A 14,529-nucleotide genomic window follows, 5' to 3' on the forward strand; every position below is an offset into this window, starting at 1 on the left:
GTAGTAATAATCAACCATGAGACTAGGCGTACCGATTTTATTTGGCACGCCTACTCTTATTTTGTCACGTTAAGTGTATATTCGTAGCGGTCTTCTGCCACTTTGTCGAAGTTCTCGTTGAATGGTCCATCGATGACGACTTTCAAGTCCGTCAGCTCTTCTGGTTTTGCTTTCACGAAGAAGAGGACGTTCCCTTCTTTCTTCACCTTTCCTAAAAATTCTCCACCGACGTCATCTGAGAACCATAAGTCCGAAGACACCTGTTCCCCTGTGTTCGTCACCAGTGTTGCCTGGTTCGGATGGAAGCTCATCGTCTCGTCGACCGTATTCTCGACCAACATGTTCATCGCGACGACCGTCACCTCTTCTTGTCCATCGAATGAGTCGCTATAAGCTTCTGCGACCGTGAGGCGTGACGTCTGTACTTTGTCGATGGCGAATTGAATCGGACCCATCGTCTCCGTGATCGTGAGTGCCTTATTCTTCATGTAGATCTTGTTCGTACCGAGTTCACTTTCTTGGACGTCCGTCTCTTCAACAGTCGTCTCCTCTGGTACGTTCGCTTCCGCCTCTACCACTTCTTCCGTATCCGTCGCCGTCGTCTTCAGTTCGTCTGCTTCCCCGCAACCGACAAGTAGTGCGAGCGGTACCGCCACCAGTAAGCCAAATCGTTTCATGTTCATCTTCATCTCTCCCTTTTCTTAATCCAAGTGATGTTGTGGTTAAGACGAATATAACGAATTGACAAACCGAACCGTATTAAGAAAAAGTTCCAGGTAAAATAAAAGTCAAGGCCCATAATCGGACCTTGACATGTATACTTATCCTCTTGATTTCAGCTCTTCTTCCTCGTATGGGTCAGGACGATCCTCAAACGGCGTATCGTCCTCGACGTACGCTTCAAGTTTCGGGTCCCGTTCCACGTATTCATCGTACGCTCCCTCTGGACCATAGACGAAATAACGGCGCTTCCGTGACGATATCTTGGACTCTTTCTCACGCATCTCGTTTCCCTCCCTCTTTCCAGAAAAGAAGCAACGGCTACATTGATGTTTACCCGATTATAGCGGAAAACAGACATCATTTCATCTATACCCTTTATATGAAACTTTTCCTTTCCACAGCCGTATACATTTACAACGATTCGATGAAAGGAAGATTCATATGCAACTATTGAAAAAAGGAATACTTCGGAGTCTCATTTGGTCGTTGCCATTCGCGATACTTGCTCTCTATCAAGGTTGGTCAGGGAATACAGAGGCTGTGCATGGAATGTTCATCTACGCAGGGGTCGCCTTCTTCCTCGGGCTCACAAGCGTTATTTATGAAGTCAAACAGTGGTCGTTCAAGAAACAAATCTTCATTCATTGGAGCGTTATGCACGTGACAATCCTACCACTTCTATGGTTCGGTCGGTCTACGCCAATCACATCGCTTCAAGATGCCGCACGTCTCTATTTAAACTTCACGGTGAGTGGTCTGATTTTATTTACCGCTTCTTATTTCATCATCCGCATGCGTCGACAAGTCAAAGCCTCTTAACACAAAAGCTCGAAGGCATATGCCTTCGAGCTTTTTACGTCTGCTGGTCGAATAGACCAGAAAAGTTAGAATCGACGTCTTCATATGGGTCGACATATGATTTGACCGTCTTCCGTTCCATCCGGGCTGTCCCTAGCGTCATCCCTAGACGCTGGTGCTCGGCTTCAATGAGACGAGAAATCTTTTGACTATCGTCGACGAGTTGCCTGAGGACCTTTTGATCGGCTTTTTCCAAATCGGGACCGTGTGCTGCGAGCAACTGTTCCCTATCATCTAAAAGCTCATGGATTTGTTCCATCCATGTATCATACGTCGGTTCTTCCGGGACTTGTGCGAGCAGTTCTTTCAAGCGTTGCGTCTTTAAGATGATTTCATCAATCGGTCTCATGACTGCTTCGCGAGTTTCATCGCTTCCTTCCACGTATCACGTAGTTCGGTCGTAAAATCAAGTACCTCGTCAAGGATAGCTGTATCGTTCTTGACGTTCGCATCAACGAGGCGGCGCCACATGTAGTCATAGAGCGAATCTAAGTTCGCTGAGACAGCGATGTCTTTATTGAGTGTCAGACGAAGTTCCCGAAAAATAGCTTGCGTCTTTTGAATGTTGACGTTCTTTAAATCAGGGTTACCTTGATCGATTGCAAGCTTGGCGAGGCGCATGAACTTGAGCGCTCCGTCATAAAGCATAAGCGTCAGTTCCTGTGGATTTGCGGTCGTGACCGCATTGTTTTGATATGCTGCATATGGATTGGCTACCATTTAAACTCCTCCTCTTACATGCCTCCGCCTAAAAACTGTGACAGTGATGCCGCTTGAGCATTCGCTTGGTTCATCGCTGTTTCCATCGCTGTGAAACGACGGTAATAGGCGTTTTCTTTATCGACGAGTAAATCATTTAACCGCTTGATACGCGAATCAATATCGGTCATTTCTTTCCCCATCGAATGGGTTTGTGCGCCAGAACCTTCCGCTCCTGCGATTCGTGTAATCGTATCGCGCGAATCTTTGGCAGCATCTCGGATTTGTGGCAATAATCCAGTTTCAGCATCTGTAAACAACTGATATACTTGCTCCGGATCTTTTTCGATAGCCGCTTTTAGCTTCTCTTCATTGAGTTCGATTTTACCACCATTGGTGAAATCCGCTCCAGTCGAAAGACCGATTTGGAACAATCGTGACATCTCGACGTCATTCGATGAAGCTGTAGCACTCGACCATTTGCTCCGAAGATTGTCCATAGTTCCGCGTAAAATCGTATCACCGCGAAGCATACCGCTCATCGCTTTTTCTTCCCACTTCTTGATTTCGTCTTCAGATAACTCATCACGTTGAGCTTGAGTCAACGGTGAAAACGAACGGAATCGTTCTTCTCGTGTTTTTTTGTTCATGAGGTCGATGGTCTCATTGTATTTATCAACGAACCCTTTAATTCCGTCAAAGATTTTTTGAGTGTCTGTCGCAGAAGACAAGTTTACTTTAGTACCATCATTGAATGAGGACTTCAATGTGATGGTCATATTATCAATCGTAAAGGTGTTTGAACTTTGGGTCAACGTAATGCCGTTCACATCCACAGATGCATTCGTCCCGGCTACGGATCCATTTAAACCAAATAGTGCTTTAGCTGCAGTGCCTTCAAATTCGATAATCGATTTCACGCCCGTGTCTTTACGTGTTAATGAAATCTGCCCTGAAGTTTGATCAAAGAACGCACTAATTCCTGTCTTTGTGCCATTCAACGCGGTAACGAGATCTTTAAACTTAGCATTCTCATCAACATATACTGTCTGTAAAGCTCCACCGTCTTCGTTACGGAAACGAACTTGATAGCCAGCTTCATACACGACTTGTGCACCTTCAGGGATTGTCACTCCACTATCGAACGTAATCTTCCCAGTTGCCGCATCGTACGTATGTGCTAATGAAATCGCATTACCATCTTTATCCGTAAAAGTTGGCGGATTATTCGGTAGCGGTTTCACTACGAGTTCAGTTGTTCCCGCAGTTAACGTTTGTTTCCGAATGCCAACTTCTAACCCGAGTGTCGAAACTGCCGTGTCATTTGTGATGCCTCCACCATTTGCCACCGCTACATGAGAAGCCGAGGTAGCCAACGTCGCTGAATTGATAGTAAGCGAAGCGTTTCCACTTGATGGACCTGCAACGACAGATACACGCGATTCATCAGAGGATGAAGCCGTTTTTGCGTAATAGTTTCGGCTGAACATCATATCGACCGCGCTGTTTCGTAATGCTAACAGTGAACGGTTGACCTCACGATAAGAGTCACGCCGCCATTCGGTCAATTGTTTTTTCTGTTCTAAACGATCTACTGGAATTCGTTCTGCTTGCATCATTTGTTTAATGATACTATCGGTATCGATCCCACTGGCTAATCCGCCAAATCGAATTGGTGATGTCATATGCCCACTCCTTTTTTATATCCGTTCGTCGAATAAATGATTAAACTCCATAAACGCCGCAAAGAAATCCATTGATTTTTTACTTGGGATTTCACGGATTACTTCATTGTTCGCATCGACGATTTGAATATAATAATCATTCAGTTTTTCGTGCTTCATAAATTTCAAGCCGGTACGTTGCTTTTCAAGGACTTGATTCGCCTTCTCGACCGCTGCCTCTAACTTTGTAATGTGTTGAGGCGTCGGAAGAATAACAATACCTTCATCGGCGAGTTGAGTTTGATTGGCCTCAACGAACACATTTTTAGTTTGCTCATACGGTAATACAGAAGAAGGCAAGTGAAGTCTGACTTCAGAAATGGTCGGATTCATAGTCTTCTACTCCCTCACATGTTATGGTCTCATTTCTTATATCGGTCAAAATACTTTTTCCTTAAGTTTCTTCTTCTTTCTCACACATAATAAAGAGGCGACGTAACCGCCACCTCGACAATCATCTTATTTACTTTACTTAATCAAATCCCAACTCATTGGTGTTCCACGCTCGATATCTTTTCTTGCCACTTTACCAAGAATGGAATCGATATGTTTCGGAGCCAATCCATGTCCCGGACGAATTGACCTGACATGTTCAGTCGTGAAGACTTCCCCAGCTTGAATATCTTTCACCACAAACAACGAACGTGCGAACTCACGATTCTTCACTTTTTTCTCGTTTAATTGATAGTCGACGCGCCCTAATGCTTGTTCCGCTTCTCGAACTGCATCGACCATCGCTTTAAACTCATGAGGCTCTAAAGAAAAACTAGCGTCTGGACCGCCAATTGACTTATCTAAAATAAAGTGTTTTTCAATCACCTTCGCTCCCAACGCGACAGACACGATCGGTGCAGTGATTCCAAGCGTGTGATCCGACAATCCGACTTCGACACCGAAAGTCTCTTTCATATTTTGTATCGTTAAGAGATTCGCATCCTCAATTTTTGCTGGATAGGCTGACGTACATTTCAATAATATGATTTGCTCGTTTCCAACTTTACGACAGACGGATACTGCATCTTCAATTTCTTGAAGCGTTGCAATTCCAGTTGAGATGATGATTGGTTTGTTCTTGGAGGCAACATATTCAATGAGTGGTAGATCAGTGATTTCAAATGAAGCGATTTTGTACGCAGGTACCTGTAAGCTTTCTAATAGATCCACAGCAGTAGGGTCGAAAGGACTTGAAAAACAAACGATATCCAACTCTTTTGCATAATCCATCAACTCTTTATGCCACTCCCACGGTGTATAGGCCTCTTGGTACAAGTCATAAAGTGTGCGACCATCCCAAATCGTACCACTTTTAATTGTAAAATATTCTTTACTTGATTGGATGGTAATGGTGTCAGGAGTATAAGTTTGTAACTTAATTGCATCTGCACCAGAATCCTTTGCAGCTTTTATTGTATCAAGTGCGAGCTGAATATCTTGATTATGGTTCGCCGATAATTCCGCGATAATAAATGTACTTTTAGTATTCTTTGTAAAAATATCTTGAATATTAATAGGCATTCTTATACACACCTCGTAGTTAATCACATTTAAATAATTTCATAGTCAACTATTTTTAAAACATTGTCTTTACACCGTACATAGTAGTCACTATCGATTTTCTCAATTACGCCAATAGTGTCCAAGTTACTTATTGAATCAGAGCATTGAATTATTTTATGAATAATTATCTTACTGCCATTCTTCAAATAATAATAAGCACCTGGATATGGTTTAGCTTGTGCTCTCACAAAATTAATTACTTCAAAAGTATTTTTAAAAAAATCTATGTAGCCCATTTCAGGAGTTCTTCTTCCAAAGTAACTTCCTTGACTTTCATTCTGTACTTTAGGCAATATTCCACTCTGTATATCTGTCAAAGAGTCCAATAGTAAGTCCGGGTATTCTTTTTCAAATTTTATCAACAAGTCATACCCAGTATCATCTTCCTCAATTTTAATTCGTATCTGCTTAATTATATTTCCAGTATCTACACCTTCGTCAATTAAGTGTGAAGTAACACCGCTGTATGTTTCGCCATTTATGATACTCCAAACGTGTGGGGTTCTTCCTCTATATTTTGGTAATAATGACCCATGAAGGTTTATAGCCACCTCTACAGAATTAATGATTTTAGAAGGTAAAATATATCTGTAATTTACACTCACTAGATAGATAGAATTCTCGATTAAGATTTGTTCCAGTAGCTTATTTCCTTCTTTCCTTACATCTATATAGGAATAGGGAATATTATTAACTTCACAGTATGAATCCACACTATGCTCACTCATGTCTTTATGAGTTAATACAAACACAACATCATACTTGTTTTGAATTAAAGTATCTAAACAAACTTTTCCTAGTTTACCAAAACCACAAAATATCATCCTCATTACAACAAACACCTCTACTTTAACAATCGATCAACTATTCTCTTACATCCACGACCATCAATTAAACCTTTTGATCTATGATAGAACTCTAATCTACTGTCATAAGTTTTTAAACGATTAATCTCAAAAAGTAAGTTTTCAATCCAAAAAGGATCATCTGAGTCAATCAAACAATTAATTACATTGAAATCAAACAATCCATTTATATTGTTTTGTTGATTTTCAGCAGTTTTGATTGGTATGAAAGGAGTATTCGTAGCAGTTAATTCATATACAGTTTGTCCAGCAGCAGTAATAGAAAAATCGGAATCAATCATTAACTCTTTCATTTCATAAGCACTTGCATTATTAATAATATTTACATTCTCGATTCTATTTTCGTCTATAAGTTCAGGACTGCTTTTTCCGTTCCCTAACACTATATCAAAAGAGAATAATGGAAAATGGGGAATTACTTTCTTGATTATTTCTTCTGTCAATCCTTTTGCGTCTGATCCACCTAGAGTAACAAGGACTTTTTTTACATCCTCATTAATGATTCGTTCTCGCTTGTTAGTGAATTCTTTACGCAAAATAATATAATCTGGTCCGCTCAGTTCATTCTCGTTATTTTTAACTGATGATTCTTTGATTAATGCAGGAGTCAAAGTAATTCCTTTTGGATAATTTAGTCTATTGTAATCATCAATATACATACAATTAACTGATTTTAACTTAATATATTCAAGCACTTCTATATCAGCAATATATGAATCAATGATGCAATATGTTTGGTCAAATGAATTCCTTTCAAGATAGGATAAAGATAACCAATCAGCTATCTCATATTCTTTATTGGATAACATTTCAATTCTTTCTAAATCTGTATTAACAATGAGTTTTGCATTCAATCCCCTCAATACAATTTCATCATATAATGCACTACATCTAGAAATATGACCAAATCCGTTATCGTTTCCACCCTCAGTGAAAATTATAATATTCATACAAATACATATCCTTTGTCAGATCTACATTAATATTTTTTTTGTTCAATATGAGAATTGATGATACTTAGATCTGGGTTATTTTCCAATAGATTTAAAATTTCAGATAAATAAAATGAGTGAGTTCCTGTATAAAGTTTCTTATATATGCTTGTAATCAGTTCTAAGTCTTCTTCAGTATCTAAAGTCAATCGATAGTTCGATGCATTTATTGGGTTAATATGATGATATACATTTTGACTTTTTTCATACATATAGGGTGTAACATGTTCTATATGATAATCTTCACTATGGTTATTAAATGCATCGCTTAGTAATTCACTCGAGAAAATTTCAATATCTAAACCTCGTGGAAATGTTCTTTTACTCAAATCCTGGCCCGCATTTGTTACAATGTCGTATCGATTATTATGATACGTTTCAATCATTTGGTCTATTACGAAAGGATCTATCAAGGGACAATCTGAAGTGATTCGAATCACCACATCAGCTTCGGCTTCCATAGCTGCCTCATAGTATCGACTCAGTACGTTATCTGAACTTCCTCGATACACACGAACACCATATCGCTTTGCTTCCTCCGACAATACATCGTCTTCACTCAAAGTTGTCGTTGCAACGATGATTTCATCAATTAATTTCGCTTGTTTTACTCGAGTAATCACATGGTCAAGCACCGTGCGGCCTTGCAGTTTAATCAATACTTTCCCAGGAAGCCTCGTTGAGCCCATCCGTGCTTGAATAATCGCCACCGTTTTCATAGCCATTTTTCACTTCCCATATCGTTTTAACACTTTTTTCACCGCATCGATCACATCGTACACATCTTCCTCAGTCATCGCAGGAAATAGAGGGAGTGTAATGATATCTTCATATAGCGTTTCTGCGTGTGGACAAATCCCTTTTTCATACCCTAGCTCTTGATAATATGGCATCCAATGAACAGGAATATAGTGGACGTTGACTCCAATGTTTTCATTTAATAAGGCCTCAAATAGTTCTTTCCGTGAACCGTTTAACCGGTTTTGATTTAAGCGAATGATATATAAGTGCCAGCTGGACTCTCCACTTTCATCTTGATGCGGTATCGTAATTTCAGATAACTCGCGAAATGCCTCATTATATAAAGAAACATAGTATTTTCGTAACTCAATAAATCGTTCAATCTTCTTCAATTGGCTTGTTCCAAGGACAGCTTGAATATCTGTCATTCGATAATTGAAACCCAAAAACTGCATTTCGTAGTACCAAGGACCATGGTGATCAACTAACTGTTCAGCACTTTTTGTAATTCCATGGGTCCGAAATTGTAATAATTTACGATAATACACTTCATCATTTGTCGTGATGATTCCACCTTCACCCGAAGTAATATGTTTAACAGGATGAAAACTAAACATCGTCATATCACTTAGTGCACCGATTCGTTTCCCTTGATAGGTGGCACCTAACGCATGAGCCGCATCTTCAATGACGACTAAGTCATGTTGTTCGGCAATTCGATGAATCTCCTGCATCGCTGCAGGTTGACCTGTAAAGTGGACAGGGATGATGGCTTTTGTGCGTGGAGTGATGGCTTGTTCAATCGCATTCGGGTCTAAGTTATACGTCGTTGGATCAATGTCAGCAAATACAGGTATTCCTTTTTGATAAAGAACACAATTCGCACTAGCTGCAAATGTCATCGGAGTGGTAATGACTTCATCCCCTTCACCAATTCCTGCTGCAAAACAGGCACCGTGTAGGGCGGCCGTCCCATTAGAAAAGGAGACAGCATATCGAGCTCCAACATACTGAGCGATTGCTTGTTCAAACTCATCAACAGCAGGACCAGTTGTTAAAAAGTCACCTCGTAACGTGTCGACCACAGCTTGAATATCTTCTTCATCGATCCATTGTCTGCCATAAGGCAGAAACGTGTTTCTTACAGGTTGATCAATCACTCTAAACTTCCTCTCATCAAAAAATGACTATGCCGTCTTCCTCACTTCACTAACTCTCTTAATTCATCGACCGATAGCCACTGATTGTTTACATTACTGACGTATGTAAACCCTTCTGGTAACGACTTTCCACCATTTGAATACTCTGCACTCCACCAAGGGAACTCAGGTTGAATGACAAAATAATCGTCGTACTCTAACGTGTGCCGTGCATCATCTTCCGTAATCATTGCCTCATGTAATTTCTCACCTGGACGAATCCCCACAATTTTGATGTCGCACTCAGGAGCAATCGCCTCAGCCAAATCAAGAATCGACATACTTGGGATTTTCGGAATAAAAATCTCTCCACCGTTCATACGTGTCAAACTATCGATAACAAACTGGACACCTTGGTCTAATGTGATCCAAAAGCGAGTCATCCGATCATCGGTCACTGGAATGACCGTTGCTCCGTCTTGCTTCAACTTCTTGAAGAATGGTACAACGCTGCCTCGGCTTCCGACGACATTACCGTATCGGACGACAGCAAATCGTGTGTCTTTATCCCCGGCATATGAGTTACCAGCGACAAACAATTTATCTGATGCCAATTTAGTTGCACCATACAAGTTAATCGGACTTGCAGCCTTATCCGTACTTAGTGCGATAACTTTTTTGACACCACGATCAATAGCCGCTTCAATAATATTTTGAGCACCATGAATATTTGTTTTCACGGCCTCGAATGGATTATACTCGCAAGCTCCGACATGCTTGAGCGCCGCGGCATGGATGACAATATCCACTCCATCAAATGCACGATAAAGGCGTTCTTTATCACGAACATCCCCAATGAAGAAGCGAATGCGGGGATCGGTAAATTCTTGTGCCATTTCATATTGCTTCAACTCATCTCGACTAAATACGATGACCTTTTTTACATTTTGTTTTAATACGGCGGAGATGAATTTTTTCCCAAAAGACCCTGTACCACCCGTGACTAAAATTGTCTGATTTGTAAACATGCTTATATACTTCCTCTCTCATGCACAATGTCTAATAAATATATTATTGGCGCTACTTGTTACTTAATGGTTTCTGCATACGCTTGTTTTATCGTGTGAAGTTGAGTTTGTAGTTCTTGAATCGACTCAAACATTCGCGACAAAATCGAAAGACGTAATGCACTCGTTCGATTATATCGATTATGGAATTTAATTTTATTTTGAATGATTAATAAATTGACGAGTTGAAGCGGCATGATATGTGTGCGGAAAGATGGCGCTTCAATCATCGCATCCCAATCCCGTAGCATTTTTTCAAACTCATCGATGGTGACCGCTTTTTGATTCATAGCGCGACCCAATCGTTTTTCAAGCATTTGCAATCGTTCGCTCACACTATCAAGTAATTGTTGTACATGCTCAATCGGGACATTCAATTCTGATTCTTTGACTTGTTCAAGTTTCTGTTTTTGAATCGGTGTGGTGTGGAGCCTTTCAAGGGATTGATACGAAACTCCCTCAATTCGAGCACCTTTCTCCGCGTAGTTGACTAGTTTTTCTTTTAATCCGAGCTGTGACTTGATTAATGCTTGGTAACTAGTTAAAAAACCAAATAAGATTGGTGTGGTTTTCCCCATCTCACCATTATTCAATGGTACGTCATATAACGTTTTAGTGAACTGACCATCGTTTGAAGAAGCTTGTTTGACCGAAGCACTATAATATTCACCTTCTCGCAATGCTAAATCTTGTCCGATCAATCCAATTGAATCAAAGTCCAAATAGTTCGCAAATGCAACCGCTGCTAACGCCACCGTAGGGTACGTACTGAAAACTATTTTTGTATAAGGTAGCAAATCTTGTGTAATCTTGGCATCAGCATAAGGGACAAGTAACCCCTTTGCTCGTTGTGGAATCTGATGATTCACTTGTAACGAATAGACAAGTGGGACATCAATTTCAATATCGTTGAAGAAATGAGCGTTAGCTTCACCAGCGTCAATCGATATGACAAAGTCCGGTCGGATTTCATTCTCCAGTAAAACTTTAACTGTCTGACCAATCGCAATGATATAGTAAGCGTGCTGAGCCTGTTTAAGATAAGGGATTGCATCTTCTAGTGAAGGCCCCCCTGCAATCATTAGCGCATGGCTTCCGTTATATTTATGTTTGAGACAATCGATGTTAAAAAGACGATCTGAATGCCGGTTTAGGTAGCTCGCATTTTGAAACGATTCTTGATACCAGCTCTCCGTGTACACTTTACGTGTCGTTAAATCAATTCGACTTTCGCTCAAATAATTTCGAACCAATTTTAATAATTCAAGTAACGTTTTTGTATCCTCATAAAGTGGATGTTTAATAACTTCCGTTTTCAAACCAATAAACGATTGAAACTTTGATTGCAATAAAGTTTTATAATCGTCTTGCGAATCAAGAAAAGACAAGACTGAATCACTTTTAATATTTGACGGTAAGTTGAGGGGATCAATCGTCAAGACATGATATTGTTTTATCAATTCAGCATGAAACAGCCCACTTCCATACCCTAAAAGGATAATAGCTTCCGTGTCATCAGCAATCTCGGCTCGCAACCGCTCAAACTCTAAAAGCGTTTCACTCACAAAATAGTGGCTACTATCGTTCTGCTTTATAAGAGCCATCTCGTTCTCATGATAGCGGAACGGGAAGACGATTTGATTCTGATGTTCTACTTCTATTAATGCTTCATATTCTGTAATTAATAATTGCAAATTATCATAGACAACATTGACATACAGTTGTAAATTCTCTTTCTTGATGGCTTGGAGATCCGATACATGTTCTACTGTACGAATTCCATTAGAATGAATATTTTCGCCAAATAGTCGAATGATTCCCACAATCTCGTCGAGGACATCCCACTTTTCGTTTTCAACTAAGAGGACAACTTGATTTGAGATGTCCCGAAGCTCTTTTACGATGTTTCGCAGTTGTGACATAAGGTACTCCTTTATGTTTTAAAAGTTCATCTGTATATAGTATACAATTTCAATATATGAATATCGATAGACTGACAAATTTATTTAAAAAAAGGGAAACAGACTTTATGTCCGTTTCCCTTTTTATATGGTTTTAAATGAATCTTAACGTAACAACTGAAGTACAGCTTGTGGCTGTTGGTTCGCTTGAGCAAGCATTGCTTGTGCAGCTTGGTTCAAGATGTTGTTTTTCGTGAAGTTCATCATTTCTTTCGCCATATCTACGTCACGTACACGTGATTCAGCAGCTTGAAGGTTTTCAGCTCCAACGTTCAAGTTGTTGATTGTGTGCTCAAGACGGTTTTGTGTTGCCCCGAGTTTCGCACGCTCAGAAGATACAGTTTCAATTGCGTTGTTGATAACAGTGATTGCGCTGTTAGCACCTGTTTGTGTTTCGATGTCAACTGTATCAACAGAAAGACCAGTAGCTGTCATATCTGAAAGTTCAAGTGTAATGTTTTGTCCTGAGTTCGCACCGATATGGAACTTAAGACCGTTTGCAGCACCTGAGAAATCACCATTCATCAAAGTCTTCGTGTTGAACTCAGTGTTGTTCGCGATACGCGAAATTTCACTTGTCAACTCTGTTACTTCTTTTTGAAGCTCTTCACGGTCTGTTTGTGTGTTCGTGTCGTTTGACGATTGAACAGCGAGTTCACGCATACGTTGAAGGATTGAGTGCGTTTCGTTCAATGCACCTTCAGCTGTTTGGATGAGTGAGATTCCGTCTTGTGCGTTACGTGACGCTTGATCAAGACCGCGAATTTGTCCACGCATTTTTTCAGAGATTGCAAGACCAGCAGCGTCATCGCCAGCACGGTTGATGCGAAGACCTGAAGAAAGTTTCTCCATTGCCTTCCCAGAGTTAGTTGTGTTGAACGACATGTTGCGGTGTGCGTTCATTGCGTTAAGGTTGTGGTTGATAATCATTGTAATTTCCCTCCATAGGTTTAAGTTTTTCCGCTCTTCCAAATCCGTTTGTCCGAGCATGTAAGGTTTAGGCCGGCCCCTCACCTTACATTTGTTGGAACGTTTTATCGTTTCCATACTCTATATCGGAGCATCTTCAGAGAACTTTAATCATTTTTATAAAAATAAATACTTTTCTTTATTTTGACTCTTGAAAATGAAAGATAGGCAATCCTCCAGAGGAGTCAACCTCTATATGTAATGATCCAATGTTTACCTCATAATTCAACGGTATTTCTTCAATCAACGTTAAAGGTTTTTCCATTTCGAGTGCCCATGAAAATAACTCAAGAAAATCCGCATCTAACCCATGATTATTCGACTTGAATCTTATTTGATCCACTTTTTCTTTCGTTATCAACGAAAACTCAGCTCTTGGAATGGAACTAATAATCCTTTCTTTTTCGATATGATCTATTAAATTATCCTCATCTCCTTGGAAGGAAATGATTTGTGCAGAACCATTGTAGTTTTTATATAGATTTTCTAAATTAAGATATGATTTGTTATCAATGATTTCTTTAGCTAAATATTCAAACTCAACAGCAAGTGTCAACATTCCAACTTGTTGATAGAGAATTCGGTTTTGCTTCATATAACTCGGCTCTATCCATGCCGAGTTATCAATAAGGTAAGAGAATAGATGGGGAGACAAACAATTACTTAGATGTAATAAATAAGCTCCATGTGAGTGACCATACCCTATTATCCTTTTTTCATCGAAAGAATAACCATTATCCTTAACAATCGCCTTAACAATTTCAATAGATGTAATCAAGTCAATAGCTTGCATATATCCCATATCATTAAAATCATTAATGCTTTCATTCAACTTCGCATTCACAGGCAAAATTGCGCTTTTTGTAGACAATATAGACCAAAGTTGTGATTGATTTGCATTGACTTGCTTAATTTCATCACTAGTCAATAATTCTTCTAGAGTCGCAAGATCGCTAAAATTAATCGAGTCAGCTGACTGCATATAAGAACTTCCAAAATAATCACATTGAATAACAATTAAATTAAATTGATCAGCAAATGTCTCTCTCATCTTTTTGTAAACTCTTGAATCAATGTTTCCGCCAAACCCTGGCACCAAAAGAAGTAACCCGGTTTTGTGATTTATCTCTTCCGAAGGGATTGAAAATTCAATACGTAGCTCCCTCCCTGAATTCCCTGAATATATATTATAATGTGCAGGTATCTTCACGTGATGCTGTTCTGCCATCCGCA

General features: G+C 39.8%; 16 protein-coding genes. 1 reads left to right on the forward strand and 15 read right to left on the reverse strand.

Annotation, left to right across the window (positions count from 1 at the left end; translation table 11 throughout):
- Positions 1-56: 56 nt before the first annotated feature.
- Positions 57-683 carry a hypothetical protein gene (locus KNO78_RS07335; protein WP_078147330.1) on the reverse strand — a complete coding sequence of 209 codons (627 nt, stop codon included), beginning with the start codon at positions 681-683 and terminating at the stop codon, positions 57-59.
- 138 nt (positions 684-821) lie between these two features.
- Positions 822-1,004, reverse strand: coding sequence for a hypothetical protein (locus tag KNO78_RS07340; protein ID WP_214690645.1), 183 nt, complete (start codon positions 1,002-1,004; stop codon positions 822-824).
- Positions 1,005-1,164: 160 nt separating this feature from the next.
- Between KNO78_RS07340 and KNO78_RS07345 the strand changes: the two genes are divergently transcribed.
- Positions 1,165-1,542, forward strand: a complete 378-nt coding sequence (locus tag KNO78_RS07345; RefSeq protein WP_214690644.1) for a DUF3021 family protein — start codon at positions 1,165-1,167, stop codon at positions 1,540-1,542.
- Positions 1,543-1,576: 34 nt separating this feature from the next.
- Here KNO78_RS07345 and fliT read toward each other — a convergent pair whose 3' ends face one another.
- The 13 genes from fliT to KNO78_RS07410 all read right to left on the reverse strand — a co-directional run bounded on the left by fliT (position 1,577) and on the right by KNO78_RS07410 (position 14,524).
- Positions 1,577-1,930: a flagellar protein FliT gene (fliT, locus tag KNO78_RS07350; protein WP_074036236.1), complete on the reverse strand. Its 354-nt coding sequence runs from the start codon at positions 1,928-1,930 to the stop codon at positions 1,577-1,579.
- Complete coding sequence (fliS, locus tag KNO78_RS07355; protein ID WP_074036234.1) at positions 1,927-2,301, reverse strand: flagellar export chaperone FliS; 375 nt, start codon at positions 2,299-2,301, stop codon at positions 1,927-1,929. Before fliS ends, fliT begins: the two co-directional genes overlap by 4 nt.
- A gap of 14 nt (positions 2,302-2,315) precedes the next feature.
- Positions 2,316-3,965 carry a flagellar filament capping protein FliD gene (gene fliD, locus KNO78_RS07360; RefSeq protein WP_214690643.1) on the reverse strand — a complete coding sequence of 550 codons (1,650 nt, stop codon included), beginning with the start codon at positions 3,963-3,965 and terminating at the stop codon, positions 2,316-2,318.
- A gap of 15 nt (positions 3,966-3,980) precedes the next feature.
- Entirely contained in the window at positions 3,981-4,337 is a 357-nt protein-coding gene (locus tag KNO78_RS07365; protein WP_159562655.1) for a flagellar protein FlaG, read from the reverse strand.
- A 135-nt stretch (positions 4,338-4,472) separates the two neighbouring features.
- Positions 4,473-5,519 (reverse strand): pseudaminic acid synthase, encoded by a 1,047-nt coding sequence (pseI, locus tag KNO78_RS07370; RefSeq protein WP_214690642.1) that lies wholly within the window; start codon positions 5,517-5,519, stop codon positions 4,473-4,475.
- A gap of 29 nt (positions 5,520-5,548) precedes the next feature.
- Positions 5,549-6,391: a methionyl-tRNA formyltransferase gene (locus KNO78_RS07375; RefSeq protein ID WP_214690641.1), complete on the reverse strand. Its 843-nt coding sequence runs from the start codon at positions 6,389-6,391 to the stop codon at positions 5,549-5,551.
- A 14-nt stretch (positions 6,392-6,405) separates the two neighbouring features.
- The gene (locus KNO78_RS07380) at positions 6,406-7,377 is read right to left on the reverse strand and encodes a PseG/SpsG family protein (RefSeq protein ID WP_214690640.1); all 972 of its coding nucleotides are present in this window, start codon (positions 7,375-7,377) and stop codon (positions 6,406-6,408) included.
- Positions 7,378-7,406: 29 nt separating this feature from the next.
- Positions 7,407-8,144 (reverse strand): glycosyltransferase family protein, encoded by a 738-nt coding sequence (locus KNO78_RS07385; protein ID WP_308162660.1) that lies wholly within the window; start codon positions 8,142-8,144, stop codon positions 7,407-7,409.
- A gap of 3 nt (positions 8,145-8,147) precedes the next feature.
- Positions 8,148-9,320, reverse strand: coding sequence for a UDP-4-amino-4,6-dideoxy-N-acetyl-beta-L-altrosamine transaminase (pseC, locus tag KNO78_RS07390; RefSeq protein ID WP_214690639.1), 1,173 nt, complete (start codon positions 9,318-9,320; stop codon positions 8,148-8,150).
- A gap of 41 nt (positions 9,321-9,361) precedes the next feature.
- Positions 9,362-10,327, reverse strand: coding sequence for a UDP-N-acetylglucosamine 4,6-dehydratase (inverting) (pseB, locus tag KNO78_RS07395; RefSeq protein ID WP_214690638.1), 966 nt, complete (start codon positions 10,325-10,327; stop codon positions 9,362-9,364).
- Positions 10,328-10,386: 59 nt separating this feature from the next.
- Complete coding sequence (locus tag KNO78_RS07400; RefSeq protein ID WP_214690637.1) at positions 10,387-12,288, reverse strand: motility associated factor glycosyltransferase family protein; 1,902 nt, start codon at positions 12,286-12,288, stop codon at positions 10,387-10,389.
- Positions 12,289-12,432: 144 nt separating this feature from the next.
- A complete protein-coding gene (locus KNO78_RS07405) occupies positions 12,433-13,257 on the reverse strand; it encodes a flagellin N-terminal helical domain-containing protein (RefSeq protein ID WP_214690636.1) in 825 nt (274 codons plus the stop codon).
- 178 nt (positions 13,258-13,435) lie between these two features.
- Positions 13,436-14,524 (reverse strand): DUF2920 family protein, encoded by a 1,089-nt coding sequence (locus tag KNO78_RS07410; protein WP_214690635.1) that lies wholly within the window; start codon positions 14,522-14,524, stop codon positions 13,436-13,438.
- Between the last annotated feature and the right edge of the window lie 5 nt (positions 14,525-14,529).

This window comes from Exiguobacterium sp. s132 (assembly GCF_018617235.1).
In the GTDB taxonomy this organism is placed as follows: Bacteria; Bacillota; Bacilli; order Exiguobacteriales; family Exiguobacteriaceae; genus Exiguobacterium; species Exiguobacterium profundum.

Bases quoted from the DNA above. Each gene is read 5' to 3' on its own strand.
- KNO78_RS07400 (WP_214690637.1), bottom strand. From the start codon at position 12,288: ATGTCACAACTGCGAAACATCGTAAAAGAGCTTCGGGACATCTCAAAT.
- KNO78_RS07340 (WP_214690645.1), bottom strand. From the start codon at position 1,004: ATGCGTGAGAAAGAGTCCAAGATATCGTCACGGAAGCGCCGTTATTTC.
- KNO78_RS07365 (WP_159562655.1), bottom strand. From the start codon at position 4,337: ATGAATCCGACCATTTCTGAAGTCAGACTTCACTTGCCTTCTTCTGTA.
- pseB (WP_214690638.1), bottom strand. From the start codon at position 10,327: ATGTTTACAAATCAGACAATTTTAGTCACGGGTGGTACAGGGTCTTTT.
- fliT (WP_074036236.1), bottom strand. From the start codon at position 1,930: ATGAGACCGATTGATGAAATCATCTTAAAGACGCAACGCTTGAAAGAA.
- fliD (WP_214690643.1), bottom strand. From the start codon at position 3,965: ATGACATCACCAATTCGATTTGGCGGATTAGCCAGTGGGATCGATACC.
- KNO78_RS07380 (WP_214690640.1), bottom strand. From the start codon at position 7,377: ATGAATATTATAATTTTCACTGAGGGTGGAAACGATAACGGATTTGGT.
- KNO78_RS07385 (WP_308162660.1), bottom strand. From the start codon at position 8,144: ATGGCTATGAAAACGGTGGCGATTATTCAAGCACGGATGGGCTCAACG.
- KNO78_RS07345 (WP_214690644.1), top strand. From the start codon at position 1,165: ATGCAACTATTGAAAAAAGGAATACTTCGGAGTCTCATTTGGTCGTTG.
- KNO78_RS07405 (WP_214690636.1), bottom strand. From the start codon at position 13,257: ATGATTATCAACCACAACCTTAACGCAATGAACGCACACCGCAACATG.
- pseI (WP_214690642.1), bottom strand. From the start codon at position 5,519: ATGCCTATTAATATTCAAGATATTTTTACAAAGAATACTAAAAGTACA.
- fliS (WP_074036234.1), bottom strand. From the start codon at position 2,301: ATGGTAGCCAATCCATATGCAGCATATCAAAACAATGCGGTCACGACC.
- KNO78_RS07410 (WP_214690635.1), bottom strand. From the start codon at position 14,524: ATGGCAGAACAGCATCACGTGAAGATACCTGCACATTATAATATATAT.
- KNO78_RS07375 (WP_214690641.1), bottom strand. From the start codon at position 6,391: ATGAGGATGATATTTTGTGGTTTTGGTAAACTAGGAAAAGTTTGTTTA.
- KNO78_RS07335 (WP_078147330.1), bottom strand. From the start codon at position 683: ATGAACATGAAACGATTTGGCTTACTGGTGGCGGTACCGCTCGCACTA.